Origin of the sequence: Pseudarthrobacter sp. MM222, from assembly GCF_947090775.1 — a bacterium.
Lineage (GTDB): Bacteria > Actinomycetota > Actinomycetes > Actinomycetales > Micrococcaceae > Arthrobacter.
The window spans coordinates 3155346-3181966 of the sequence record NZ_OX352321.1; the positions used below are offsets into that span (position 1 = coordinate 3155346).

The 26621-nt window shown below is 65.6% G+C and carries 24 protein-coding genes; 5 read left to right on the forward strand and 19 right to left on the reverse strand.

The window, feature by feature from the left end; translation table 11 throughout:
• Positions 1 to 44 precede the first annotated feature (44 nt).
• The 8 genes from OM977_RS14365 to OM977_RS14400 all read right to left on the reverse strand — a co-directional run bounded on the left by OM977_RS14365 (position 45) and on the right by OM977_RS14400 (position 10637).
• Complete coding sequence (locus tag OM977_RS14365; protein ID WP_264354599.1) at positions 45 to 1760, reverse strand: ABC transporter ATP-binding protein; 1716 nt, start codon at positions 1758 to 1760, stop codon at positions 45 to 47.
• 11 nt (positions 1761 to 1771) lie between these two features.
• A complete protein-coding gene (locus OM977_RS14370; RefSeq protein ID WP_264354600.1) occupies positions 1772 to 2761 on the reverse strand; it encodes an ABC transporter permease in 990 nt (329 codons plus the stop codon).
• Positions 2751 to 3680 (reverse strand): ABC transporter permease, encoded by a 930-nt coding sequence (locus OM977_RS14375; RefSeq protein ID WP_264354601.1) that lies wholly within the window; start codon positions 3678 to 3680, stop codon positions 2751 to 2753. The genes OM977_RS14370 and OM977_RS14375 overlap by 11 nt, the downstream gene beginning before the upstream one ends.
• A 214-nt stretch (positions 3681 to 3894) precedes the next feature.
• A complete protein-coding gene (locus OM977_RS14380) occupies positions 3895 to 5541 on the reverse strand; it encodes a peptide ABC transporter substrate-binding protein (RefSeq protein ID WP_264354602.1) in 1647 nt (548 codons plus the stop codon).
• A 251-nt stretch (positions 5542 to 5792) separates the two neighbouring features.
• Positions 5793 to 7595, reverse strand: a complete 1803-nt coding sequence (locus tag OM977_RS14385; protein ID WP_264354603.1) for an ABC transporter family substrate-binding protein — start codon at positions 7593 to 7595, stop codon at positions 5793 to 5795.
• A gap of 314 nt (positions 7596 to 7909) precedes the next feature.
• On the reverse strand, positions 7910 to 9319 hold the full coding sequence (locus tag OM977_RS14390) for a sensor histidine kinase (RefSeq protein WP_264354604.1): 1410 nt from the start codon (positions 9317 to 9319) through the stop codon (positions 7910 to 7912).
• The gene (locus tag OM977_RS14395) at positions 9316 to 10014 is read right to left on the reverse strand and encodes a response regulator transcription factor (RefSeq protein ID WP_264354605.1); all 699 of its coding nucleotides are present in this window, start codon (positions 10012 to 10014) and stop codon (positions 9316 to 9318) included. The genes OM977_RS14390 and OM977_RS14395 overlap by 4 nt, the downstream gene beginning before the upstream one ends.
• A gap of 149 nt (positions 10015 to 10163) precedes the next feature.
• Entirely contained in the window at positions 10164 to 10637 is a 474-nt protein-coding gene (locus OM977_RS14400) for a hypothetical protein (protein ID WP_264354606.1), read from the reverse strand.
• Between the two features lie 184 nt (positions 10638 to 10821).
• On the opposite strand from OM977_RS14400, the gene OM977_RS14405 reads away from it, so the two are divergent.
• Together OM977_RS14405 and OM977_RS14410 are read left to right on the forward strand one after the other, a co-directional pair.
• The gene (locus OM977_RS14405; protein WP_264354607.1) at positions 10822 to 11844 is read left to right on the forward strand and encodes a hypothetical protein; all 1023 of its coding nucleotides are present in this window, start codon (positions 10822 to 10824) and stop codon (positions 11842 to 11844) included.
• Positions 11845 to 11904: 60 nt separating this feature from the next.
• Positions 11905 to 12339, forward strand: coding sequence for a DoxX family protein (locus tag OM977_RS14410; RefSeq protein ID WP_264354608.1), 435 nt, complete (start codon positions 11905 to 11907; stop codon positions 12337 to 12339).
• A gap of 79 nt (positions 12340 to 12418) precedes the next feature.
• On the opposite strand, the gene ychF is transcribed toward OM977_RS14410, so the two are convergent.
• Positions 12419 to 13504 (reverse strand): redox-regulated ATPase YchF, encoded by a 1086-nt coding sequence (gene ychF, locus OM977_RS14415; protein ID WP_264354609.1) that lies wholly within the window; start codon positions 13502 to 13504, stop codon positions 12419 to 12421.
• A 118-nt stretch (positions 13505 to 13622) separates the two neighbouring features.
• Here ychF and OM977_RS14420 point away from each other — a divergent pair, with 118 nt between their 5' ends.
• Entirely contained in the window at positions 13623 to 14843 is a 1221-nt protein-coding gene (locus OM977_RS14420) for a DNA recombination protein RmuC (protein WP_264354610.1), read from the forward strand.
• On the opposite strand, the gene OM977_RS14425 is transcribed toward OM977_RS14420, so the two are convergent.
• Both OM977_RS14425 and OM977_RS14430 read right to left on the reverse strand, forming a co-directional pair.
• Positions 14840 to 15931, reverse strand: coding sequence for a 4-hydroxy-3-methylbut-2-enyl diphosphate reductase (locus tag OM977_RS14425; protein WP_264354611.1), 1092 nt, complete (start codon positions 15929 to 15931; stop codon positions 14840 to 14842). The genes OM977_RS14420 and OM977_RS14425 overlap by 4 nt on opposite strands.
• An 87-nt stretch (positions 15932 to 16018) precedes the next feature.
• Positions 16019 to 16861, reverse strand: coding sequence for a hypothetical protein (locus OM977_RS14430; RefSeq protein WP_264354612.1), 843 nt, complete (start codon positions 16859 to 16861; stop codon positions 16019 to 16021).
• Positions 16862 to 17106: 245 nt separating this feature from the next.
• Here OM977_RS14430 and xseA point away from each other — a divergent pair, with 245 nt between their 5' ends.
• Both xseA and OM977_RS14440 read left to right on the forward strand, forming a co-directional pair.
• A complete protein-coding gene (gene xseA / locus OM977_RS14435) occupies positions 17107 to 18393 on the forward strand; it encodes an exodeoxyribonuclease VII large subunit (protein WP_264354613.1) in 1287 nt (428 codons plus the stop codon).
• Between the two features lie 78 nt (positions 18394 to 18471).
• Positions 18472 to 18717, forward strand: a complete 246-nt coding sequence (locus tag OM977_RS14440) for an exodeoxyribonuclease VII small subunit (protein WP_264354614.1) — start codon at positions 18472 to 18474, stop codon at positions 18715 to 18717.
• 32 nt (positions 18718 to 18749) lie between these two features.
• On the opposite strand, the gene OM977_RS14445 is transcribed toward OM977_RS14440, so the two are convergent.
• The 8 genes from OM977_RS14445 to OM977_RS14480 all read right to left on the reverse strand — a co-directional run bounded on the left by OM977_RS14445 (position 18750) and on the right by OM977_RS14480 (position 26603).
• The gene (locus OM977_RS14445; RefSeq protein ID WP_264354615.1) at positions 18750 to 19604 is read right to left on the reverse strand and encodes a PPK2 family polyphosphate kinase; all 855 of its coding nucleotides are present in this window, start codon (positions 19602 to 19604) and stop codon (positions 18750 to 18752) included.
• A 66-nt stretch (positions 19605 to 19670) separates the two neighbouring features.
• A complete protein-coding gene (locus OM977_RS14450) occupies positions 19671 to 20891 on the reverse strand; it encodes a pyridoxal phosphate-dependent aminotransferase (RefSeq protein WP_264354616.1) in 1221 nt (406 codons plus the stop codon).
• 162 nt (positions 20892 to 21053) lie between these two features.
• Positions 21054 to 22016, reverse strand: a complete 963-nt coding sequence (locus OM977_RS14455) for an ABC transporter substrate-binding protein (protein ID WP_264354617.1) — start codon at positions 22014 to 22016, stop codon at positions 21054 to 21056.
• Positions 22013 to 22759, reverse strand: coding sequence for an ABC transporter permease (locus OM977_RS14460; RefSeq protein WP_264354618.1), 747 nt, complete (start codon positions 22757 to 22759; stop codon positions 22013 to 22015). The genes OM977_RS14455 and OM977_RS14460 overlap by 4 nt, the downstream gene beginning before the upstream one ends.
• Entirely contained in the window at positions 22756 to 23490 is a 735-nt protein-coding gene (locus tag OM977_RS14465; protein WP_264354619.1) for an ABC transporter permease, read from the reverse strand. Before OM977_RS14465 ends, OM977_RS14460 begins: the two co-directional genes overlap by 4 nt.
• Positions 23490 to 24584 carry an ABC transporter ATP-binding protein gene (locus tag OM977_RS14470; protein WP_270103039.1) on the reverse strand — a complete coding sequence of 365 codons (1095 nt, stop codon included), beginning with the start codon at positions 24582 to 24584 and terminating at the stop codon, positions 23490 to 23492. Before OM977_RS14470 ends, OM977_RS14465 begins: the two co-directional genes overlap by 1 nt.
• Positions 24585 to 24737: 153 nt before the next feature.
• Entirely contained in the window at positions 24738 to 25904 is a 1167-nt protein-coding gene (rsgA, locus tag OM977_RS14475; protein ID WP_264354620.1) for a ribosome small subunit-dependent GTPase A, read from the reverse strand.
• A 246-nt stretch (positions 25905 to 26150) separates the two neighbouring features.
• Entirely contained in the window at positions 26151 to 26603 is a 453-nt protein-coding gene (locus OM977_RS14480; protein ID WP_264354621.1) for an NUDIX hydrolase, read from the reverse strand.
• Positions 26604 to 26621: the final 18 nt, after the last annotated feature.

Here is a 26621-nt window from a genome sequence, read left to right on the forward strand (position 1 = left end):
GCCAGACGCAGTTAGGCCACGGCCCGACGGCGGTACGGTCCCGGTCAGGCAACTTCCGGGGGCAGCATAAGGCGTGCACCCGGGATGGCGTTCAGCAGCGCCTTCGTGTAGTCCCGCTGCGGGGAATCGAAGACGTCGTCCGTGGACCCGGTCTCCACCAGCTTGCCCTGCTCCATTACACAGACGTGGTCCGCGATCTGCCGGACCACGGCGAGGTCGTGCGTGATGAACAAGTAGGTCAGGCCCAGGCGGGACTGCAAATCGGCGAGCAGGTTCAGCACCTGCGCCTGGACCAGGACGTCCAGCGCGGAGACGGCCTCATCGCAGATGATGACTTCCGGATCCAACGCCAGGGCTCGCGCGATGGCCACACGCTGACGCTGCCCGCCGGAGAGTTCATTCGGATACCGCTGCATGGTGGACTGCGGCAACGCGACCTGATCCAGGAGTTCGCGGACCTTTTTCTCGCGGCTGGCCTTGTCCCCGATCTTGTGGGTCCGGAGCGGCTCCTCGATGGTGCGGAAGATGTTGTACATCGGGTCCAAGGAACCATAGGGATCCTGGAAGATCGGCTGTACCCGGCGCCTGAAGGCGAAAATCTCCTTGTTGTTCAGGGTGGACGTATCCACGCCGTCGAACACGATCCTTCCGGAGGTGGGCTTGAGAAGATTCAGCACCATCTGCGCGACGGTGGATTTGCCGGAGCCCGACTCACCCACAATCGCCGTCGTCGTTCCGCGCCGGACGCTGAAGGAGACGTTGTCGACCGCGGTGAAGTCCGTCGTACGACCGAAGCCGGAGCGCAGCTTGAAGACCTTGCTCAGGTCCTCGATCTGCAACACCTCTTCGGGAAGCGACGGCTCCACCACGACGTCAGCGCCCGGAGCGAGCAGTTCGTCGGTTTCGACGCCCTGTTCCTTGGCGACCTGAATGCGGCGTGATGCCAGCGACGGCGCGGAGGCGACGAGCCGCTGGGTGTACGGATGCTGCGGGTTCTGCAGCAGTTCAAGTGACGGCCCCGACTCGACAACCTGGCCGCGGTACATGACCACCACCTTGTCGGCGCGCTCCGCGGCCAGGCCCAGGTCGTGGGTGATCAGCAGCACGGCGGTTCCCAGGTCCGTGGTCATCTTATCCAGGTGATCGAGGATCTGCCGCTGCACCGTCACGTCCAGCGCCGATGTCGGCTCGTCGGCGATCAGCAGGCGCGGCTGGCAGGACAAGCCGATGGCGATGAGTGCTCGCTGGCGCATGCCGCCGGAAAACTCGTGCGGATACTGCTTGGCCCGCCTCGCGGCGTCGGGCAGTCCGGCCTGGGAGAGGACCTTGGCGACGTCGTCCGGGCCGCTGGGGAGCCCGTTGGCCTTCAGCGTTTCCCGGACCTGGTAGCCGATTTTCCATACCGGGTTGAGGTTGGACATCGGGTCCTGCGGGACCATGCCGATGCTGTTGCCGCGGAGTTCGATCATCCGCTTCTCGCTGGCGGAGGAGATGTCCTCGCCGTCGAACAGGACCTGGCCCGCCGAGACGCGGCCGTTGCCCGGCAGCAGCCCGATCGCGGCCAGCGCCGTTGTGGACTTACCGGACCCGGATTCGCCCACGATTGCGACGGTCTCGCCCGGCATGATGGTCAGGTGTGCGTTCCGCACAGCCTTGACCTCGCCGTTGCTGGTGGAAAAGCTGATCGCCAGGTCCTTGATTTCGAGCAGCGGGCGCTCAGCGGCGTAGACCGCTTCCTGGATTTCAACAGAGGCGTTCATGGCGTCCCCTTTCATCGCTTGCGCGCTTTGGGATCGAGAGCATCGCGGAGGGCATCGCCCAGCATGATGAAGCTCAGGACGGTGATGGACAGCGCGATGGCCGGATAGAGCAGCGGCATCGGATTGGACCGCAGCGAGGCCTGCGCCGCCTGGATGTCGTTGCCCCATGACATGACGCTGGGCGGCAGCCCGATGCCGAGGAAGGACAGCGTGGATTCGGCCACGATGAACGTGCCCAGCGAAATCGTTGCGACGACGATGATCGGCGCCAGCGAGTTCGGCATGACGTGGCGCATGAGCGCCCCGAACTTCGATACACCGAGGGACCGCGCTGCCGTGACAAAGTCCGCGTTGCGGACCTCGATGACTGCCCCACGGGTGATGCGGGCAATCTGCGGCCAGCCGAAGGTGACCAGGATCAGCACCAGCGTCCAGGCCGTCCGGTTGGCGCGGAACATCGGCAGCTGCATCAGCACGATGGCGCCCAGGATGAGCGGCAGTGCGAAGAAGATGTCGTTGATGCGCGCCAGGACGCCATCCACCCAGCCGCCGTAGTAGCCGGCCAGGGCGCCCATGACGCCGCCGATCAGGAGCACCCCGATGGTGGTGAACAGGCCCACCGTTACGGATGACCGGGTGCCGAAGATGACGCGCGCGTAGACGTCGCAGCCCTGCTGGGTGAACCCGAGCGGGTGGCCGTCGGCGGGACCCGCGTCAGAGTTGGCCAGCTGGCACGCCTCGGAGGACGGATCGATCTGGGAGAAGAGTCCGGGGAACAGCGACACGGCGACGACGACGAGGATCAGGATAGCGGAGATCAGGAACAGCGGTTGCTTGCGCAGGTTCCGCCATGCCTCGCCCCAGAGGCTCAGCGGCGCGTTGTCCTCTTTGACCCGGTCTGTCGCCAGGAGGGGCGTCTCTGAGAAGTCTGCAACAAAGTGCTCGATGTGGCGCTGCGCGGGAGCGGCGCCGTGCTTTGAGGTGTTGAAATCAGGAGTCATAGCGGATCCTCGGGTCAAGCCAGGCGTACAGCAGGTCAACGAGCAGGTTGGAGAGGCAGTAGATCAGAACCAGAACGGTGACAATCGAGACCACAGTCGGGCCTTCCCCTGACAGCACGGCGCGGTATAGCCGGTTGCCGACGCCCGGCACATTGAAGATGCCTTCGGTGACGATCGCGCCGCCCATCAGGCTGCCGAGGTCCGCGCCGAGGAACGTGATGACCGGGATGAGGGAGTTGCGCAGGATGTGCACGCGGACCACCCGAAAACGGGACAGGCCCTTGGCCGTGGCGGTGCGCACGTAGTCGGCACTCATGTTCTCGATCACGCTGGTGCGCGTCAGCCTGAGGACGTACGCGAACGAGCCCAGCCCGAGGACGATTGCCGGCAGGATCAGGTCCTGGATGGTCGCCGCGGAGCTGACCGTCGGTTTGGCCCAGCCGAGCTGGACGCCGATGAAGAACTGCAGCAGGAACCCGAGCACGAAGATCGGGATACCGATGACGATCAGGGAGGCCACCAGAACCGTGGCGTCAAAGAACTTGCCCTTGCGCAGACCGGCGATGAGGCCAAAGAGGATGCCAAAGACAGCCTCGAAAATAAGGGCCATCACGGCGAGGCGGGCGGTGACGGGGAAGACTTCGCTGAGGACCGCAGCGATGGGGCGTCCGGAGAAGTCCTGGCCGAGGTCAAAGGTGAAGATGCTCTTCAGGTAAAGCAGGTATTGGATCCAGAACGGCTGGTCCAGGTGGTACTGGGCCCGCAGCTTCGCCGCTACCGCCTCATTGACGGGTTTGTCGCCGAAGAGTGCCACGATGGGGTCTCCGGGGAGGCTGAAGACCAGGAAATAGACCAGCAGGGTTGCGCCCAGGAAGACGGGAATCAGTTGCAGGAAACGCTTGAGAACGTAGGTCGTCATCAGCGAAGCACGCCCCCGTCAGCGGGCATCCTGTCCGGGGATGCGGTGGAGTTGTCCATCAAAGAACCTTTTCATTATGGATGCAGCACGACGCCGGTTTGCTCAGGGAGCGACTGCGAAAAGTTCGCCCGGAGAGCCGGGCTGGAAAATATGTGGAGGCAAGCCGACGGCGGAGGCGCCAAAAATCTGGGCAGCCCCCGCCGTCGTGGTGTTGTTACTTGCCGGTGACGTTGTAGTACAGCGGGACGCCGTCCCAGCCGTAGTCAACGTTGGTTACCTTGTCGCTCCAGCCGCCTTGGGCGACCTGGTACCACAAGGGGATGGCCGGGAGATCCTGCAGCAGGATTTCCTGGGCCTTGTTCATGGCCTTGTTGCCGTCGGCAACCGTGGAGGCGTTCAGGCCGTCGGAGATGGCCTTGTCGAACGTCGGGTTGGCGTAGTCGGCGTCGTTGGACCCGGCACCGGTCTTGTAGATCGGGCCGAGGAAGTTGTACAGCGACGGGTAGTCTGCCTGCCAGCCGGCGCGGATGGAACCGGTCAGGGTCTTGGCCGTGGCGTCATTGCGGGCTTCCTTGAAGGTCGCGTAGGGCTTGCCTTCAACCTTGATGCCGAGGGTGTTCTTCAGCTGGTTCACAACTGCTTCAACCCATGCCTTGTGTCCGCCCTTGTCGGCGTTGTAGGCGATGTCAAAGGTCTTCGAGGCATCCCACTTCTGGATGGCGTCGGCCTTGGCCCAGGCTTCCTTGGCCTTGGTGGCGTCAAACTTCAGGTTCTCGGAACCGGGGATGGAGTCGCTGTAGCCGTCCAGCACGGGAGCCGTGAAGTCCTTGGCCGGCTGGCGTGCTCCGCTGAAGATCACCTTGGTGATTTCTTCACGGTTGATGGCCATGGAGATGGCCTGGCGGCGAAGCTTGCCGGCCTCACCGCTCCATTCCGGCAGGTATTCCGGGATGGCGATGGTCTGGTTGCCGGCGTAGGGCTTGTTGATGGTGCGGTCGCCGAGGTCGGATTTGAAGTTCTTCAGCGCGCTGGTGGGGATGGTCTGCAGGATGTCCAGGTTGTTGGACAGCAGGTCCTGGTACGCGGCGTCGTCGTTCTGGAAGATCTTGAACGTCACACCGGCGTTCTTAGCCTTGCGGGGGCCGTTGTACTCCGGGTTCGGAACGAGCTGGATCTGCACGTTGTGCTGCCAGCCGCCCTCCGCCAGCTTGTACGGGCCGTTGCCAACGGGCTTTTCACCGAAACCCTTGGGGTCGGCGAGCGCACCGGAGGGAACCGGGACAAAGGCGGTGTAGCCAAGGCGCAGCGGCCAGTCGGATTCGGGCTGCTTGAGTTCCACGGTGAACGTCTGGTCGTCAACGACCTTCAGGCCGGACATGGTGTCAACGGTGGAACCTTCTGCGCTGGCTTCGTCGTAACCCTTGATGCTTTCGAAGAAGCCGCCGCTGAGCTGTGCGTTCTTGGCTGCAGCACCGAAGTTCCACGAGTCGACGAACGACTTTGCCGTGATGGCCTCGCCGTTGGTGAACTTCTGGTCCTTTTTGATCTTGATGGTGAAGTTCTGGCCGTCGGTGCCCTCAATGGACTCGGCGAGTTCATTGACGGGCTTGCCGCTCGGGTCGTAGCTGACGAGGCCGGCGAAGATCATGTCGATGACCTTGCCGCCGCCGACCTCATTGGTGTCGGCCGGCATCAGGGGGCGCTGGGGCTCAGAGCCGTCCGCGAGGATAACTTTGCTGGTGTCGCCACCGGTGCTGCCGCTGCCCGATGCCGTCGCGCCGCCACCGGCACCGCATCCTGTCAGGGCAAGTGCGGCGATAGCCATCATGCCCAGTGCTTTGGAAGTGCGCTGAAAACGCATTCCGCCTCCTATGAGTTGTGGGAGTTCGTATGGGAAAAACTTGTGCTTCCCCGCAGACAGGCACAGGGATATCCCTGTGATCTGGCCTACATATGGAAGTAGCCTAGCGCCAAGAAGTCCGAATAGTGGAACTCTGTTGCCAAACCGTGACCCGGCCGGAGCGTGAGTGCCGGAGTCGGTGCAATGTACTGCAGGTCACACGCTACTGGCTGGTAGTATACGGCACGACGGCGGCCCTGGGTTATCGGCGGTTAACTGGCCCCTGCAGGTGTTTTGACCTGGTCCCACTCCCAGAAGTTCCACCAGACGCCGGTCTGACTCGGCGCGAACTTCACGCCGGTGATGTTCTTGCCGTACGCGACAACGCCGACGGTCTGGAACAGCGGCACGCCGTAGGCGGAATTCCAGATCTTCCTGTCGATTTGCAGGAGGAGATCGTCCTGCTTGCTGCGCTCGGTCGTGGTGATCAGCTCGTCCATCAGCCTGTCGGCGTCGGGGTCGCCAAACCCGTTGAAGTTGGAGTCACTGCCCGTCTTGAAGACCTGCGGAACGCCGGCCACACCGACGCCGGCGCTAATCCAGCCGAAGATGGCGGCGTCGTAGGTGCCGCCGCCCAGCGCCCGGCCCCAGTCAGAGGCGCCCAGGCCGCCGTCGACGATCCGGAAGCCGGCCCGGCTGGCAGACTCGCGGATCAACGAATAGGCCTGGACACGGTTGGGGTTGTCCCGGTCGTACAGGATGCGAATTTCCGGGGAGGCGCCGTTCAACAGCCTCTTTGCGGCCTCGATGTCCACGTCCCGATAGGCAGCGGAACCGTTGTCAAGGACCGCGCCGGCGTAAGCTGCCTGGTCGGGAAAGAACACCTGCGAATCGAGCGGCGCGGCGTTCGTGTCAAGCCCCTTGACGATCTTGTCGACAATCTCCCTGCGCGGCACGGTTTCCAGAAATGCCTCGCGGACATTCTTTTCCGCAAAGGGGCCCGTGAAGTTCAAGTCGAGATGGTCATAGGCGAGCTGGTTGCCCACTTCTGCCGTGACGCCCTGGCTTTGCAATGCGGCGAGCTGGTCCATTGTTCCGGCGGACGCCTGCAGGGCGATAATATCGGCGTCGTTGTTCTTAAGGGTCTGCACCTGGGCCGCGGCGGACCCGATGTAGCGGACGGTAATTTCGTCCAGTTTCGGTTCCGGGCCCCAGTTGTAGTCCTTGTTCCTGACCATGGTCAGGGACTGGTCCGGCTCGACCGATCTGACGATGTAGGGACCGTTCGACAGGTACAGCATGGGATCGGCCGGCAACGTCTTGGTATCGAAGCCGGTATTCCACATGTCTGCAATCGCCCGGAGCTGGGCATTGGCGGGCTCCGGTGCCCCGGATTCGCCGCGCGGCGAACGCCTCAGGAGGTCAATGAGGGCGTCGACGTCGTTCAGCCCGGATTTCCTGGCGAGGACGTGGGCCGGGATGTCGATCCCGGGGCCGCCGAAAGCGACCTCCCAGTCGGCGACAGGCTTGGAATACTTCAGGGTCATGGAGCGGTTGTCCGCGCCTAATTCCGGAAAGTCGGTCGTCGCAGCTCCGCTCCTGTCCCCCGCATAGGAGAAGTAGGACGTTCCGGTACCGGCTTCCGCGTCGGCGTCGTCGTAGAACCCGGAGAAGGCGGCCCACTGCAACAGCAGATCCGCTGCCGTGACGGGCGTTCCGTCCGACCACTTCACGCCCTCGTTGACCGTGTACTTGACCGTCAGCGGGTTATCCGAGGTCTTTTCCATCCGGCCGAACTTTTCGTTGCGGACGATGTTCAGCTTGTTGTCGATGTAAAAAAAACCGGAGTGGGTGGCGTAGCTGATCTTCGCGTTAATGTCGGTGTTGCCCTGGGCGGTGTTGGGATTGAACGTGCTAAAAGCGTTCACCTCGACCACTGTTGCCGACCCATCGGACACGCTCGGCGCCACGGCAAGCGTGGGGGTGGCGACCTCGCTGTTGCCTGAGCAGGCACTGAGGACCAGGGCAACAGCCGCCGCCATAACCGCGACCCTTGCAGTCATACGCAAGCGCATCCGGTCTCCTCATTTCCGTTGTTCGGACAATTCAGTGGCGGAAGACATCGGGCAGGCGTCCCCCTCCCCCGGCAACAGGTGGCTCGTCCCATACGGGATGAAGCCTAACCCGCGTGCCCGGGAAATTGACTTCCCGTCACGTTCGTTATCCAGCTGCAACATTCCGGCGCAGGCCGCCCGGAATTGCATTCCTCAACAATGTGACCGGCGGGTAACTTTCCGCAAAGAAAGTCCTGGAACAAGAACGCCCCCGCCGCACGCAATTTGCAGTGTCGAGTTGGTCCTATATTACTTTCGGATTGCCGGCAGACCGCTCAGGCGGATGTCCTGAACTTCACGCAGGCGTCCAGGCCCGTAGCGCCCGTCGCCGGTTCGAGTGTTCTGGGCGCAAGCGCGGCTGTGGCTCCGCTGGCCTGGGCCAGCTGCCGGACGACTGAAAGGCCAAGACCGGTGCCCTCGCTCCCGGCCGTGCCTCGCCAGAACCGGTTGAAGGCCCGTTGGCAGTCTTCCGGGGAGAGTCCCGGCCCCTCATCCAGCACATGCAGTTCGGTGATGCCGGGCTGTTCCCCTCGGGCAACCACCAGCTGGACCTGAGACCCTGCCGGGGCGACGGCGAGCGCGTTGTCGATCAGGTTGTCGATAATCTGCTCGGCGGCCCCGGGCAGGACCAGGATGTGCGCCGCGGGCGGGGCCACCAGACTGATGCGGACCCCGGTCTCCTCGGCAAGGTCATCCCATTGCTCCTTGCGGGTCCGGAGGACGTCGGAGAGATTGATTCGGACCGGAGCCAAGGACTGCCCCTCGGCCCTGCTGAGCAGCAGCAGGCCGTCGATGATCCGTTGCAGCCGGTAGGTCTCTTCCAGGGAAGCCGCCACCATGGTCCTGGCGGCCCCGGGGTCTGTGGGGATGGCGTCGAGGGCGTTCTCGAGCCTGAGCCGCAGTCCCGTGAGCGGCGTGCGGAGCTGGTGCGAGGCGTCGGAGGCGAAACCCCGTTGTTGCTCGAGGAGGTGTTTCAGCCGGTCTGCCATGCGGTTGAAGGCCGCCGCCAGTGTCCTGAGCTCGGGCGCGCCGACGCCTTCCTCGGTACGGGTGTCGAGGTTACCGTCCGCCAGCAGCTCGGTGGCAGTCCGCAACTGCTGGAGCCGCCGGGTAACGGCGCGCGCCATAAAGAAGGCCAGAATGCCTGCAAGCAGCACTGTCGTTGCTGCCACCGACCAGATACTCCGCAGCTGGCCTTCCACCTGATCGGAGACGACGGACGCCGGGTAGGACAGCCGGACGGCACCGGAGATACTTTCACCACTGAGCACCGGGACCGAGACGTAGAGCAACTCCTGGCCCAGGCTCTGCGAATACCGCTGCCCGGCGTTGATCTGCCCGGTCAGTGCGGCGGCAATTTCCGGCCGTGAGCTGTAGACGGATCCGGTGGCCGATTGGTCATCGTCCGAGGTGGCCACGGCCGTCCCCGCCGCGTCGACTACCACTACCCGGGCGCCGCTGGCCTGGCCGTACCGGCGCACGTCGGCGGCCACCTCGCTTGGAAACGGACCGCCCGCCTTCAAGGCATCCGCGGACCTGCCGCCCAGTAGGAACGCATCGCGTTCAAGGGACGTGGTGATCCGGTCGCGTTCGACGCGGACGAGGTAGTTGCCCAACGGAATGTCCTGCACCAGTACGACAAGGAAGGTGATGAGCATGAAGGCGCCGATCAACCGCCATCTCATCCAGGCATCCCGAGCCGGAACCCAATCCCGCGCACGGCCTCGACCCACCTCGGGTCTCCGAGTTTCCTGCGGATCGCCGCCACGTGGGCGTCGACTGTCTTCGTGGTGCCGTACCAGTCGCCGTCCCACACCGCGGAGAGGATTTCCCGGCGCTGGAATACCGCCCCCGGATCGGCAGCGAGGTAAGAGAGCAGTTCGAACTCCTTAGCCGTCAGGTGAACCTCGACGCCACCGAGGAGGACCCGGCGTGAGCGCTGGTTGATGCTGAGGCTGCCTACGCTCACGCTGCCGATCTCCCGGCTGCTGTCGGATCCCCCCTGGCCCTCCGGCGCCCGCTCTTCGGTGCGGCGGGCCACGGCTCTGATCCGCGCGATGAGTTCCCGCATTCCGAAGGGCTTGACCAGATAGTCGTCGGCGCCCAGTTCCAGGGCCAGCACCCTGTCAATCTCTTCATCGCGGGCGCTGACAACAATGATTGGCGTAGCGGTCAGGGCGCGGACGGCACGGCAGACGTCGGTTCCGTCCATGTCCGGCAGTCCCAGGTCCAGCAGGACGAAATCCGGGCGGGCCGCCCGGACCTCGTCGAGGGCCTGCTTTCCCGTGCCTACGTGCCGGGCTCGAAAACCGGCACGGGTAAGGCCTTCAAGGACCGCCGCGGCAACTGAGTCGTCATCCTCCACCACCAAGATCTGCATATCCTGATTATGTTCCCCGCGGTCTTGCGAATCGTGGCGCCCTGCCAATGTCCGGGTCAATTCGGCGCTTTCCGTCCACCCGGGCGCTGGCCCGCGGCCCGACCGGGAGCTCCAGGAACCAGTTGAGGCATCCCGGGACATGGCCGGGTTCAATCGTCGCTTCCCCCGCCACTGCCGCTGCGGCCGCCGTGGCCGCCGCTGTCGTCGCCGGGCTCGGGCGCGTTGCGCAGTCCGCCCTTGTCGTCGCCCGGTACAACTGGGACCACCGGGACCGGGACCGGAGCCGGAACCGGGACGGGGACGCCGGCGCCGGGCAGAACCGGCACCGGCACGATGCCCTGATCAGCCGGCGCGGGGCTTGGAGGTCCACCCGTGTTGTCGCCCGGTCCGGGTGAAGGGGAAGCCGCCGGGGTTGCATCCGGCCCGGCAACGTCCGCAGGGGTGGGGGCGAGGGTGGCGGCGGGCGTTCCGGCGGCCGAATCCTCCGGCAAAAGGACTCTGTTGGCGTCACCGGTGGTGCCCGTGGTGGAGTTGCTCAGAGTCTGGGTGTTCACGGCGAGAGCGGCGGATCCGGTGATCAGGACGCCGGCAAAAGAAAGCGCGACCGCTGCTCTTGTTCTCATGTGGTCCACTGTAGGACCCGTGGGAAGGGATCAGTCGCCCGGAAATCCAAGAACTGTCCAAGATTCTTCCCGTAGTTGTCATTTTTCCGGTCCCGGCAGCAGGGCAACTCATAGTCTGTTCCCGGTTGACGGGATGGGAACTCCCAGGCGGGGTTCTGCGATGCCGGCCAGCGAGGAGGATCTGATGAACACCATGAGGTACAAACCAAGCCTGAAATTCCGGTCAGCGGCAGTCGCCGTCGCCCTGGCAGCCTCAGCTGTCGGGTTCGTCGCTGCGTCCAGCCCCGCGCAGGCAGCCTCCTCGAAAGGTTGTGTGGGCGGCGGATTCCGAGTCCTGGGGAAGGCCGGCGACTTCAAAGGCACCGTGACCGCGCCCGGGACTCGGTTCCGGGTCCAGGGCAAGTACGTCCAGTTCGACGTCGATCCGGCAAACTTCGCCATCCACAACTACGCCTTCACGGGAGCACCCAACGAACTGGATCTCACGGGCGGCCGGCTGACGCCGGTCTTCGCCAGCAAAATCCCCGATCACCGCGGCCTGACCCTGACCGGTGGCGTGGAGCTTGAGGTCAAGGACTCCGAGGTGCGGCTGATCCGGACGGGCACCGGCGGGCTCTCCATGTCCATCCAGGCCAAGGATTGTGCCTCCGGCGGACTCTTCCAGATGGAGCCCGAACGCGGCGACGGCACCAGGACGCGGATCGTTCACCGGCTGGCGGCCAGTGCCTTCTATTTCGACAACTCCAACTTCCGGGCCAAACTCGGGCAGTTCCTCGGCTCCACCTGCACGAGCGTCCGGACCGGACCGCCCAGCCAGTTCTGCGTCAGGGTGACTCCCCGGGTCAACATCGGCAACGCAGTCTCATCCAAGTTCGTTGTCCGCGACAGCGCACAGGTGGCCACCCGCGTCCGGCAGACCGCGTGCGGCCCGGATTTCACCAATGCCCTCGGCCTCGCTGAAACCCGGGACCACTGCGGCGGCATGTCCATCTGGGATGTCGCCAGCGGCGGACGGATGGGAATGGTGACCGGTGAGGACGCCGTCGAGGTCGCCAACCCGTCCACGGAGTGCGTGCAGGACTGCCAGGCCCAGAACCAGGTGCGGGGCCGCCTTGCTGTTCTCGGCTTCCCCTTCCCCGTTCCGGCCACGAGCAAACTGACTCCACGCGTTTCGACCACCGGGCTGACCGCGCCGCTGACACGCTGACCCGTTTGCCGGGCCGCGCAAGCATTGACAACCACAGCCGAGCCGAGGGGTGATAGTCCCATGAACCAGTCCACTCTGACCACCACAGCATTGACCATCCTGCGTGTAGTCGCCGGATTCATCTTCGCCGCCCATGGCTGGCAGAAGTTCAACCAGTTCACCATCGCCGGAACGCAGGCATCTTTCGCGAAAGCGGGTGTCCCGGCACCGGAAATCGCAGCCCCTGTCATTGCTACGCTCGAGCTGGTGGGCGGCATCGCCTTGATCGTCGGCGTGCTGGCCCGGATTTTCGCGGCCCTGCTCATCCCGGACATGCTCGGCGCCCTCGTCCTGGTCCATGCCCCGGCCGGCATCTTCGCCAGCGAGGGTGGGTACGAGCTCGTCCTCATTCTCGCCACCGCCGCATTGGTTGTGGTCCTCGCAGGGCCGGGCCGCTTCTCACTGGACCATGCCCTGTTCGGACGCAGCGGCTCCCGGCTGAAGGTCCTGGCTTAGCCGCTGCCAGAAGAGACGACGACGGCGGCCGCGCACCCGGGTGCGTGGCCGCCGCCGTTCAGTAACGGGTTCGTCCGTACTAGACGTTGAAGCGGAACTCTACGACGTCGCCGTCGGCCATGACGTATTCCTTGCCTTCGATCCGGACCTTGCCGCGGGCCTTGGCCTCGGACATCGAGCCCGCCTCGATCAGGTCATCGAAGGAAACCACCTCGGCCTTGATGAAGCCGCGCTGGAAGTCGGAGTGGATCACACCCGCCGCCTGCGGGGCGGTGTCCCCCTGGTGGATGGTCCACGCGCGGGTCTCCTTGGGTCCTGCCGTGAGGTACGTCTGGAGTCCGAGGGTGTGGAACCCGACGCGCGCCAGCTGGTCGAGGCCGGATTCGTCCTGGCCGTTCATTTCCAGCATCTCGCGGGCTTCCTCCTCGTCCAGTTCGACGAGGTCGGATTCGAGCTTTGCATCGAGGAAGATGGCGTCGGCCGGGGCAACCATGGCCCGCAGTTCTTCCTGCTTTTCCGGGTTGCCGAGGATTCCCTCATCGGCGTTGAAGACATAGATGAAGGGCTTGGCGGTTAGGAGGCTGAGCTCCTTGAGGTGCCCCATCTCCAGCTTGTCGCTCTTGACTGAGGCGAAGATGGTGTCGCCGCGCTCCAGTACCGCCTGCGCCGCCTTGATGGCAGCGAGCTCGGCGGCCTCGCGCTTCTTGATCTTGACTTCTTTTTCGATCCGGGGAATCGCGTTTTCGATCGTCTGGAGGTCGGCCAGGATCAGCTCGGTGTTGATGGTCTCCATGTCCGAGCGGGGATTCACCTTGCCGTCCACGTGGATGACGTCGGGGTCGTCGAACACCCGGACCACCTGGACGATTGCCTCGGCCTCACGGATGTTCGCGAGGAACTTGTTTCCCAGGCCTTCACCCTCCGAGGCGCCTTTGACGATCCCGGCGATGTCCACGAAGGACACGGGAGCGGGCAGCAGCCGGGCTGAGCCGAAGATGCTGGCGAGCTTTGCAAGCCGGGGGTCGGGCAGGTTCACGACGCCGACGTTGGGCTCGATCGTGGCGAACGGGTAGTTCGCTGCGAGCACCTGGTTGCGGGTCAGTGCGTTGAAAAGAGTTGATTTGCCGACGTTGGGCAGTCCGACGATGCCGATAGTAAGAGCCACGAGCATAGATTCTACCCGCTGAAGCTGGGGATCCTCGCGGGGTCCCTCCACGCGGGGGGGCAGTCCGTTGCCGTGCGTCGGCGCTAAAACTGTCAGAGGAGCGTGCCAAAGTGAAGCTATGGATGCTTTTGCACTGATTCTCGCCCTGCTCATGTTGCTCGTGGGCGCCGTTGCCGGCGCCGTTGCCGCCTACGTGTTCCTCCGCCGCCGTTATCAGGCCGTCGAACAGGACTTCGACGGCGTCTCGGCCCGGCTTTCCGAGGTGAACGCCCAGTTTGCGGCGGCCGACGCCGAGAGGCGCCTTCTCGCGGCGCAGAACCGGGAGCTCGGCGAATCTAGGACCCAGGATGGCAGTGTGCTGCGCGCGCTGGCCCCGGTGGCGGAGAAGCTCACGGCGGTGCAGCAGCAGGTTTCCCTGCTGGAGCGGGACCGGCTGGAGCAGTATGGGCAGTTGGCCCAGCAGTTGCAGGAAGCCCGGCTCTCGGACGAGCAGTTGTTGCGCTCGACGCACGCCCTGGAGTCGGCGTTGCGGTCCAACAGCGCCCGGGGCCAGTGGGGCGAAGTCCAGTTGCGCCGCGTCGTTGAAGCGGCCGGGATGCTGCGGCATGTCGATTTCCATGAACAGCTGCACAGCGCAGCCACGGACAGCAGCGTCCGGCCGGACCTCGTCGTGCAGCTTCCCGGGGCGAAGCAGCTGGTGGTGGACGCCAAAGTTCCGCTGGCCGCGTATCTGGAGGCCCAGGAGCTCGGTGCCGCCGGGCAGCGCACCGCGCAGCACGGACCCAACGGGCAGCAGGTTCTGCTCGCGGCCCATGCGAAGGCCCTCAAGACCCACGTGGACGCGCTGAGCAACAAGAAGTACTGGGACATCCCGGGCAACTCCCCGGAGCTGGTGGTGTGCTTCCTGCCGGCGGAGTCGATCCTGGCGGCGGCACTATCGGCGGACCCGGCCTTGCTGGACTATGCGCTGTCGAAGAACGTGGTCCTCGCCTCGCCCGGAACCCTGCTGGCGGTCCTGAAATCGGTCGCGTTCACCTGGCGTCAGGACGTGCTGACTGACAGCGCCCGGGAACTCTTCGAGCTCGCCCACCAGCTCTATGAGCGGATGGGCACGCTGGGCGAGAACGTCACCAAACTCGGCACTTCGCTGAAGACCTCGGTGGACCGCTACAACTCCATGGTCGGCACGCTGGAGGCGAGGGTCCTGCCGACGGCCAGGAAGCTTAACTCCCTCGACGCTGCGGGGCTCACCACCCCGGTGTCCATCGAGGCCACGCCGCGCTCGGTGGCGGCCCCGGAACTGCAGTCAGCGCACGAAGCCGCGGAGTCCGCCGCCTAGGAGTGCTCTGCCTTGCGGGAGCCCCGGCCGCCGAGAGCGCGGGTAACGTCGCCGGCCTGCTTGAGGGTGGCACGGAGCTCCTTCGGGAGGGAGAAGAGCAGGTCCTCCTCGGCCGTGACGACTTCCTCCACTGAGCCGTAGCCGTAGTCGGCCAGCAGCCGCAGCACGTCCTTGACCAGGACTTCCGGAACGGACGCCCCCGAGGTCACGCCCACGGTGGCAACGCCCTCGAACCAGGCCTCGTCCACCTCGTTGGCGAAGTCGACGCGGTAGGAGGCCTTCGCGCCGTATTCCAGCGCGACCTCCACCAGACGGACTGAATTCGAAGAGTTGGCAGACCCGACCACAATCACGAGGTCGGCCTGCGGCGAGATCTTCTTGATGGCCACCTGGCGGTTGGTGGTCGCATAGCAGATGTCGTCGCTGGGCGGATCCTGCAGGGTGGGGAACCGTTCCTTCAGGAGCCTCACGGTCTCCATGGTCTCATCCACGCTGAGGGTGGTCTGCGAGAGCCAGATGACCTTCTCGGGGTCCCGCACGGTGACCTTGTCCACCTCGTGCGGGCCGTTGATGATCTGGATGTGCTCTGGCGCTTCACCGGCGGTGCCTTCGACTTCCTCATGGCCGTCATGGCCGATCAGCAGAATGTCAAAGTCGTCCTTCGCGAAGCGGACCGCCTCTTTGTGCACCTTGGTCACGAGCGGGCAGGTCGCATCGATGGTGCGCAGGCCCCGGTCCTCGGCGGACTGGACCACGGCCGGTGAGACGCCGTGGGCCGAGAAGATCACCAGGGCGCCCTCGGGGACCTCGTCCGTCTCGTCCACGAAGATGGCGCCCTTTTCTTCGAGGGAGCTGACCACGTGCACATTGTGCACGATCTGCTTGCGCACGTAGACAGGAGGGCCGTAGTGCTCAAGGGCTTTTTCCACGGCGATGACAGCCCGGTCCACTCCGGCGCAGTAGCCGCGCGGGGCTGCCAGCAGCACCCTCTTCGGCCCGGCGACCGGGGCCGCCGCCAAAACGTCTTCCGGTGTGCGCCGCCGGCGCGGAACGGTTGGCATCGGAATGGAAACAGCGGTGGAGGTCATCCCTCAATGCTACCGGTGATGGCTGCCCTGACCTGTTTTGGCTCAGGACCGGCACCAGCAACGTTCCGCCCGCACACCGGACCTACTTCAGGACCGGCCGCGTCCACCGGCGACCCTGAGCACGATCCCGAGTGCCAACAGCACGGCACCGGCCACCGCGGCGGCCAGGGTCCACTGGCCGAAACCGGCGGTGGAGGCCGCGACAAATTCGCGCTTGAAGATCTCCGCCACCTCATTGCCGCTGGAGGCCTCCTCCACCGCCCGGCCGACGGCCTCCGCCGCCAGCACCCAGAGCGCTGACAGGATAACTGCACCGATGCCGGCCCCGGCCAGGACGGTCCAACGTCGGCGCGCGGCAACCAAGGCCAGGAGGAACGCGATGGCGGATCCCACCGCCACTGCGTAGCCCATCGGCGCGTAGGCCGAGACCTGCTCAACGATCTGGCGCTGACTTGGCTGACCGATGGTGATCAGTACCTGCTCCGGGCTCTCCAGCGGCAGACTTGTGGCCTCTGCCACGCGCTTCGCTACAAGCCCGACGAGCGGTGCAACGTCCAGGGTAAGGGAGCTTGTCCCCTGCATCTCCGCGGGCAAGGAGTCCGGAGCGGCGAAACTGAGCCGGTGGCTCTTGCGGAGGGTTTCGGTCCAGGCCTCGGGGTAGCCCGGCAGCCCGGTCAGCGACTGGGCCGCGTCCTCAAGAACCGGACGGATCAAATCGACGACGGACTCGGGGATCTGATCCGGGCTGAAGTTGTTCACGGCGGCGGCGGCCAGCCGCTGCTGGAAGGCAGGGTCCTTACCGAGCGGAGCGGTCAGCGCAACGAAGCCGTCTTCCTGGACGATGTTCCGGTCCACCCACATGGCAGGGACGGCGACGGCCGCCATCGCAAGCCCGATGAGTACGGCTACGGCGGAGACGAAAGTGCGCAAGAGAGTGTCCTAGGAAGTCTTGGGGGTAGTGCCATCCTACGGGGGCCGCCGCGGCGGGAAACAAAGCCGGCAATATCGTCGCGCCCCCGTGGTAAAGCTACGGATAGAGTTGAAGCCGACCACACTCCGCCTTGTTGAGGACACTCTTGCGAAGGACAGGCACGCAAGGGACCAGCACGCACGGACCAGCATGTAAAGGACCAGCACGCACATGTACACCGCCCGCCCCGCCTCGGGGGCCACGCATGTCTGAAGACGTTGCGGCAGCCTCGACGGTACCGGCCATGGCTGCGGACACCAGCCCGGACAACCCATGGCCGCTACAGCTGCTGTCGCAGAAACTGAAGATGCATATCGACCGCGCTCCGTCCGCCTGGGTCGAGGGCCAGGTCATTGAGCTGAACCGGCGCGGCACCAACGCGTACCTGACGCTGCGCGACATCAATGCCGAAATCTCCCTTCCGGCGTCCGTCTGGACCAACGTGCTGGACCGGCAGGAAACGCCGCTGGAACGCGGTTCCCGGGTGGTGGCCCTGATCAAGGCCGAGTTCTGGCTGAAGACGGGCCGCCTGAACATGTCCGTGAAGGACATCCGGCCGGTGGGGCTCGGTGACCTGCTGGCCCGGATCGAGCGATTGCGGCACGCCCTGGCGGCGGAGGGACTCTTCTCCGATGCCCGCAAGAAGCGCCTGCCGCTGCTTCCCCACCGGATCGGGTTGATCACCGGCCGGGACTCGGACGCAAAGAAAGACGTGCTCCGCAACGCGGCCCTGCGCTGGCCTGCGGTCGAATTCGAGATCCGCGAAGTGGCCGTGCAGGGCAACACCGCCGTCGCCCAGGTCATCGGCGCGCTGCGGGAACTGGACGCGCGCGCGGATGTTGACGTGATCGTCATAGCCCGCGGCGGAGGCTCCCTGGAGGACCTGCTCCCGTTCAGCAACGAGGAACTCATCCGTGCCGTGGCGGATGCGGGAACGCCGGTGGTGAGCGCGATCGGGCACGAGGCAGACCGTCCGATCCTCGACGACGTAGCCGACCTCCGCGCGTCGACGCCCACCGACGCCGCCAAGCGGATTGTGCCGGACGTGGCGGAAGAACTCGCCCGGGTCCGGCAGGCAAGGGAGCATCTCCGCCGTGGCGCCACCCGGCTGGTGGAGCGGGAAACGGACCGGCTGTCGTCGCTGCGCTCCCGCCCGGTGCTGGCCTCGCCTGAGGTGATAGTGACCGCCCGGCACGACGACGTCGAACGGCTCAAAAGCCGCTCGCACGCGGCAATCACGACGGCGGTGATGCGAGCCGCCGACCAACTGGTCCACCTCAAGGCCCAGGTGCTGGCGCTGTCCCCGCAGAAGACCCTGGACCGCGGTTATGCCGTGGTGCAACTCGCCGACGGCCAGTCAGTACCCGGCGCCCGGCGGGAAGTGGTCCGGCATCCCTCGCAGGCTCCTGCCGGCGCCGGGCTGACCGTGCGTGTGGCTGGCGGCAGATTCACCGCGCAGTCCACCGGCGGCCACGTGCCCGCCGACGACTGACCCCGCAACCCGCACGGCCCTCCGGCTCCGCGGCAACAACTGACACAGCATCCCCAAGGATCAACCAAGGAGCACCACATGGCAGCAGAGACCACTTCCGGCACGAGCAGTCCGAATACGGACATCGACAGCCTTAGCTACGAGGACGCCCGCGAACAGCTGGTCGCTGTGGTGAGCCGGCTGGAGGCCGGAGGCGCCAGCCTGGAGGAATCCCTCGCGCTGTGGGAGCGGGGCGAGGCGCTGGCCAAGCGCTGCGAAGAGTGGCTCGAGGGTGCCCGTAGGCGCCTGGCCGCCGCCAAGGACCAGGCCGGCCAGGGCAACTAGCCCGGCAGGCTGCCCCTGCCGGCGGCACCGCGTCAGGACCGTTCGACGAGGTCCCGCTCCATCGAGACATCCAGCTCCGGGACCGGCCACTTGAGGTCCAACCCCGCCAGCGCGTCCAGCAACAGCTGCTGGACGGCAATCCGGGCATACCACTTCTTGTTGGCCGGGACGACGTGCCAGGGCGCGATTTCGGTGTTCGTCTTCTCAATGGCCTTCTGGTACGCATCCATGTAGTCGTCCCAGAAGGGCCGCTCCTTAACGTCGTTGCTGCTGTACTTCCACAGCTTGGTCTCGTCATCAAGCCGGGCAAGCAATCGCTGCTTCTGTTCGTCGCGGCTGATGTTGAGCATGACCTTGACGATCTTGGTGCCCGCGTCCGCCTGCCTGGCCTCAAACTCGTTGATAGCGACGTAGCGGCGGTCGAGTTCTTCCGGGCTGGCCCAGCGGTGCACGCGGTGAATCAGGACGTCCTCGTAATGCGAGCGGTCGAAGACGCCGACCATCCCGGCGGCCGGAACCGCCTTCTCGATCCGCCAGAGGAAGTCGTAGGATTTTTCCTCGGGCGTGGGCGCCTTGAAGGACTTCAGCTGCACGCCCTGCGGGTTCATCGTCCCCATGACGTGGTTGACGATGCCTCCCTTGCCGGCGGTGTCCATGGCCTGCAGGATCAGCAGGATCCGCTTGGTCCCGCCAAAGCGCGACTCGGCGAAGAGCTGCTCTTGCAGGGTGGTCAGCTTCCCGTCGAGCTCGGCCAGAAGTTCCGTGCCGTCGGACTTCTCCCCCGGATACCCGGGAGTTGAATCCGGATCGGAATCCTTAAGCCGAAAGCCTTTTCCGGCCTTCAGCATCTCCGAGGGGAGTTTCTCGAAAGTCACAGCGTCTGTCATGGAAGCCTCTTCCGTCCGGGCAGCCTGTGCGCCGGAAGGTCGCCCGGCTGCGCTGCTGCCCTCAGGCTAGTTCCCTTTGTACCTGCTCAGGAAGTCCGCCATGCGGCCGATTGCCTCTTCTATGTCCTTGACGAGCGGGAGCGTGACCATGCGGAAGTGGTCCGGACGGACCCAGTTGAACGCCCGCCCGTGCGAAACCAGGATCTTCTGCTCGCGGAGCAGGTCCAGCACGAATTTCTCGTCGTCCCGGATGTGGTAGACCTCCGGGTCCAGCCGCGGGAAGAGGTACAGCGCGCCCCGGGCCTGCTGCGTGCTGACACCCGGGATGGCGTTGAGCAGGTCGTAGGCCTTGTTCCGCTGCTCCAAAAGCCGTCCCCCGGGCAGGATGAGGTCATTGATGCTCTGGTATCCGCCGAGGGCGGTCTGGATGGCGTGCTGTGCCGGCACGTTGGCGCACAGGCGCATGTTGGCCAGCAGGCTGATGCCTTCCAGATAATCGGCGGCGTCGTGCTTGGGGCCGGAAATGGCCATCCAGCCGGCCCGGTAGCCGCAGACCCGGTAGGCCTTGGACAGACCGCTGAAGGTGAGGCACAGGACGTCGTCGCCGGTAAGGCTGGCCATGTTCACGTGGACGGCGTCCTCGTAGAGGATCTTCTCGTAGATCTCGTCGGCGAAGAGGATCAGGCCGTGCTTCTCGGCCAGGGCAACGATCTTCTTGAGCGTCTCCTCCGGATACACCGCACCGGTGGGGTTGTTGGGGTTGATGACCACGATGCCCTTGGTCCGGGGCGTGATCTTGGCTTCCATATCCTCAAGGTCAGGCTGCCAGCCGGATTCCTCGTCACACAGGTAGTGCACCGGACGGCCGCTGGCCAGCGCCACGGACGCGGTCCACAGCGGGTAGTCCGGGGTCGGGATGAGGACCTCGTCGCCGTCGTCCAGCAGTGCCATCAGCGACATTGTGATGAGTTCGCTGACACCGTTGCCCAGGTAGATGTCATCGACATGGATGTTCTGGATCCCGCGCGTCTGGTAGTACTGCGAGACGGCGGTGCGGGCGGAGAAGATGCCCCGGGAATCGCTGTAGCCCTGGGCGTGCGGCAGGTGGCGGATCATGTCCACCAGGATGGCGTCCGGCGCTTCAAACCCGAACGGGGCGGGGTTTCCGATATTCAGTTTGAGGATCCGGTGACCCTCCGCCTCCATCTGCTGGGCGGCCTGAAGGATCGGTCCACGGATGTCGTAAAGGACATTATGAAGCTTGGTGGACTGCTTGAATTCTGCCATCCATCAAATATGCCATATCGGGGATGTACTTCCCGTGAGACTTGCCTCACAGGCTGATCCCGCCGCCAGAGGCGCGGGAACGACGTCGGCCGCCGCACCCCCTTGAGTAACAAGGTGGGCGCGGCGGCCGCCGTCGTACGTCAGGAATAGAAGCCGTGCGCCCTACTTGACCAGTCCCTTTTCCTTAAGCCACGCTGCCGCGGCGTCCTTCGGGTTCTGCTTCTGGCTGCCGCTGACGGAGCGGTTGAGGTTGATCAGGTCCTCGGTGGTGAGGACCTTGGACACTGCGTTCAGGGCCTCTTTGGCCTTGTCCGTCATCTTGGATTCGTTGTAGAGCGGCAGGACCTGCTGGGCGATGAAGTTGTTCTTCGGGTCCTCCAGCACCACCAGGTCGTTGTCCGCGATCGAGGGCGTGGTGGTGTAGATGTCGGCCACCTGGACCTGGTCGGAGAGCAAAGCCTTGAGCGTGACGGCCCCGCCGCCGTCGCTGAACGGTTCGAGCTTCTTAGGCACGCAGTTGTAGTTCTTCTGCAGGCCGGGCAGCCCGTAGGCGCGCTCGGCGAAGGTTGCCGGCGCCCCCACCACAATCTCGCTGCAGACCTTGGCGAGGTCCTCGATGGACTTCAGCTGGTACTTCTCGGCGGTGGCCTTCGTGACGACCATTGCGTCCTTGTCCTCGGCCTTGGAGGGCTCCAGCACGGCCAGGCCGTCGGGCAGCTTGCCCGGCAGCGCCTTGTAGATGTCCTCCGCCGAGACCTCCGTGGCGTCCTTGCTGACGTGCAGCAGCAGGTTTCCGCTGTAGTCGGGGATGACATCCACGGAACCGTCCTGTACAGCCTTGAAGTAGACCTCGCGGGAGCCGATGTTCGGCTTGGTGCTCGCAGTCAAGCCCGCTCCGTTCAGCGCACCAGCGTAGACCTCGGCAATGATCTGGCTCTCCGGGAAATCTGCGGAACCGATGACCAGGGCCGCGCCGGCGCCGGACGTGGCTCCGCCGGTGGCGGGGGCCGTTGACAGCGGATCGGACGAGCCTCCGCAGGCGGACAGTGCCATGGCCAGGCCGACGCCGGCGGCCAGGCCGCCGAATGCGCGCCTGCCGAGTGCTCGTTGGCGGGTTTCCTTCATGACGTACCTCCTTGAACAACAGTCTCCGCGGTTACGGGGTCTGTGAGATCAACCGCAGCCTGATGGCTCCGGTCTGGCTGAGAACGGGCTCCCCGTGACAGGAAGAGCCGCTGGAACAGGGCAAGGGCGAGGTCGACGGCGATTGCGAGCCCCGCAATGAGGAGCGAGCCGCCGAGCATCTGGGGGAAATCGGAGAGCACGAGCCCGTCGAACAGGTAGCGTCCGAGTCCGCCGAGGTTGATGTAGGCGACCACCGAGACAGTGGCGATGACCTGGAGCACGCCGGTGCGGAACCCGCCGAACATCACGGGCAGCGCATTGGGGAACTCGGCCCGGAAAAGGACCTGGAGTTCGGTCATGCCCATGGCGCGGGCGGCGTCCACGACGTTCCGGTCGACGCTGGAGATCCCGGCGTAGGTGCCGGCCAGCAGCGGCGGCACCGTAAGTATTACCAGCGCCCAGATCGGCGGCATGAGTCCGATGCCGGCGAGCAGCACGAACAGCGTCAGGAGGCCGAGGGTGGGCAGTGCCCTGAGGGCGCCGGCCAGCGCCACAATGGCCACCCGCCCGCGGCCGGTGTGTCCGACGTAGAGACCGATCGGCACTGCGATGGCGGTGGCGATCAGCATGACGAGGCCGGTGTACTGCAGGTGCTCGACCAGCCGGGCAGGGATCCCGGCGCTGCCGGTCCAATGTTCCGGCTCGGCCAGCCAGTCGAAGGTATCCGTGATGACGTTGCTCAAGCGGCATCACCGGCGGCTTTCGCGTCGGAAAGCCGCAGCGCTGCTGCCGTGGGGCCGGTCCTTGCCCCGCCGCGGTCCTGGCCCGCACCGCGCGGTGCCACGGCCCGGGTCCATGGCGTAAGCAGCCGTTCCAGCAACACCAGCACTGCATCCATCAGCAGCGCCAGGACCAGGATGGCAATAATGCCCACGATGACCTCGGTGACGAAGTCGCGCTGCAGCCCGGAGGTGAACAGCATCCCGAGGTTCCCGATGCCAAGCAGCGCGGCGACGCTGACGAGCGAGATATTGCTGACCGAAACGACGCGGAGCCCGGCGAAGAGCACCGGGAGCGACAGCGGGAGGTCGATCTGCAGGAACCGGGCGGCTGGTTTGAACCCCATCGCCACGGCAGCCTGGCGGAGGTCTTCGTCCACGGAATCAAAGGCGTCCAGCGCGGCCCGGACGAGGAGCGCGACGGCGTAGATGGTCAGGGCCACCACCACGTTGAGCGGGTCTAGGATCCTCGTGCCGATCACGGTCGGCAGGATAATGAAGAGCGCCAGCGACGGGATCGTATAGAGCAGCGAGGACGCCGTCACCACGACGGAGCGCAGGGCACGGCTCTGCCGGGCGAACTGGGCCAGTGGAACCGCGATCAGCAGTCCGAAGACCATCGGCAGCACGGCGAGCACCAGGTGTTGCCCGGCGAGGCTGTATACCCGCCCGCTGTTGGCCAGGAACCATTCCATCAGATCGCGCCCTGCCGGACCCGGCGGTGCGATTCGATGACTGCCAGTACCTCATCGGCTTTGATGACGCCGGCCACGCTGCCGTCGGCGTCCACGGCGACGCCGAGTCCGGAGGGCGAGGACAGCGCGGCGTCGAGCGCCCGACGGAGGGTGTCCCCCTTGCGGAACAGCGATCCGCCGGGGACCATCGAGCTGCCCTGGCCGGGGCCGGCCCAGCCCAGCGGACGCAGCGCGTCGTCCACCACCAACTCCCAGTCGTCCGGGGAACTGCCCTCACGCTCGAGGTCGGCGACGGTGAGGGTTCCCACGGGGTGGATGGTGACGCCGTCGGAGGGGCTGAATCCGAGGTGCCGGAAGCCACGGTCCCGGCCCACGAATGAAGCGACAAAGTCGTTCGCCGGCGCCCGCAGGATTTCCTCGGGGGTGGCGTACTGCGCAAGCTTGCCGCCGATGCCGAACACTGCCACCTTGTCCCCGAGCACGGTGGCCTCGTCAATGTCGTGGGTGACGAAGACGATGGTCTTGGCCAGGTCGCGCTGGAGCCGGAGGAGTTCCTGCTGGAGTTCGTCGCGGACCACCGGGTCGACGGCGCTGAAGGGTTCGTCCATGAGGAGCACGGGCGGGTCGGCGGCCAGTGCCCGGGCCACGCCAACGCGCTGCTGCTGGCCGCCGGAGAGCTGGGAGGGGTAGCGCTTGCCCAGCGCCGAGGCCAGCCCGACGACGTCGAGCAGTTCCTGCGCGCGCTTCCGGGCTTCGGCCTTGGATACGCCGTTGAGGCGGGGAACGGTCGCGATGTTGTCCAGTACGGAACGGTGTGGCATCAGGCCGGAGGACTGCATGACGTAGCCCATGGAGCGCCGCAGCTTTGCCGCCGGTACGGAGGTGACGTCCTCCCCGCCGACCGTGATGGTGCCCGACGTCGGTTCGACCATGCGGTTGATCATCCGCAGCGAAGTGGTCTTTCCGCAGCCGGAAGGTCCGACGAAGACCGTGATGGTGCCTTTGTCGATGGACATGGTCAGCTCATCAACGGCAGGCTGTCCGCTCTGGTATTGCTTGGTGACGCTCTGGAACTCGATCATGGCTTCGGCCATTTCCGGGCTTACCTAACTGTTGGCGGCAACATCGGACGGTCCAGCCAACTGATCATATGCATGCTGATTTTTGGCTGTAAAGCAGGTAAGACCCAGCGTAGCCAGCACAACCGACGAAGTCAGCGGCGCCGGGGCCACCCTAAGGCTTCGGTGTCACAACGATTTCGGATGGGTGCCCTTTGTTTTCCGGCGCTCGGTGTTCTCGTGGCGGTGCCGTTCGGCGGCGCGCTGGCTCTGGCCGGCTGCTGCGATTTTCTGGTGCCATTCCCGCTGATAGGCGCGGCCCGCCGCTGCGTCGTGCCGTCTGGCCAGTGCCGAAAGCTCGCGCTGGAGCTTCAGGTAACTGGCCCACCGGCGGTCCTCGAGCGAACCGTCCGCGAGCGCGGCCCGGACCGCGCAGCCGGGTTCTCGGTTGTGGGCACAGTCTGAATAGCGGCAGTTCCCGAAGAGTTCATCCAGGTCGCCGAACATCTCCTCCATGCCGTCGTCGGCGTCGAACAGTCCGAAGCCACGCACTCCGGGGGTGTCCATCAGGACCGCGCCACCCGTCAGCGGAACGAGCTCCCGGGACGTCGTGGTGTGCCGGCCCTTGCCGTCGCCGGCGCGGACTTCCCCCGTTTCCTGCGCCTCGAACCCGACGAGGGCGTTGATGAGCGTGGACTTCCCCGCCCCGGACGGCCCCAGCAGCACGAGGGTTCCCCCGGGAGGAAGCTGGGCCAGGAGCTCGTCGAGTCCGTCGCCCTGTTCGGCTGACGTGGTCACCACATCCACGCCGGCGGCCTGCTGGGCCACCTGCCCGACGACGTCGTCCGCGACGTCCGCAAGGTCCGCCTTGGTGATGATCACAAGCGGCCTGGCGCCGGAATCCCACGCGGCCACGAGCGTGCGTTCGAGCCGGTTGTGGGTGAGCGGCCGGTCCACCGGGACGACGACGCCCACAACGTCCAGATTCGCGCCCAGGACCTGCGATGCTGAGGAATCCTCGAAGGCGCGCTTGCGGCTCAGCTCCGAGTGGCGCGGCAGAATGCCCACGATTTCGGGCTCCCCCGCTCCGTTGTCGCCGAGCCAGACCCAGTCCCCGGTGGCAGGAACCCCGGCGGCACGGGGGTAAGGCAGGTGGTCCGTGCCGTCCGCGACGGCGACGAGGACCCGGTTCCGGTCCACGCGGACGACGCGGCCGGGCCGGGTTCCGCCCGGTACGGGGTGGGCCGCGAAGCGGTCCGCGACGGCCGCGGTGAAGCCGAATTGGACCGGACCCGCGGGGAGGCCGGCGGACGGCCGGGCGCCAGCGGCGTCCGGATGTGCAAAAGAAGAAGTCAATGGAAACCCTTTGCTGGGCCCCGGCGCACGTGCCCGCTGCGGGTTCTGGGGGAACCGGGCAGCTGTTGAGGCTAGGAGGTGCTAAAAGCCGGGGCAGGAATAATGATGTGGCTGTTCGCGCGCGCGGCGCGCATTGCAATGGCAGTCATCATCTCCACCTCCCCGCTCCGCTAGCCGTCCTGCCGGGGCGTCCCGGCGACGTTCCTAGGATAGCCACGCCGGAACGGGCCTGGCTAGGGGAAGCGATCAGGAAAGTTGGCCGTTCAGCGGCCGTTCCCGGTAGAGCCGGAGCGCTACGTCGACAAGTGAGACCTTGTTCAGACCCGCGAGCTCCGTCAGGGGGATCCAGGCCGCGTGCGTGGTGCTCCCGTCCACCTCATGCCGAAGCTCACCGCCGGTGGTCCACGCCTCGTACACGAGCCGCAGCGACTGGAAATCACGTTCCCCGCCGTCGATCCGGATCTCCGCGGGCCAGTGTCCGACGTCGATCCCCAGCATGGCGCCGATCTCGGCGTCGTAGCCGGTTTCCTCGTAGATTTCGCGGCGGCATCCGTCCACCGGGTGCTCGGCCAGGTCCAGCCCGCCGCCCGGCAGGGTCCAGCCTTCCTTGCCGCCCTGCTTCCAGTACGCCAGCAGGATGGCACCGTCGCGCACAATGACGGCGTAGGCGGCCGGGCGGGTATCGAAATTCAGGCTCATCCTCCCAGCGTAGTGTCC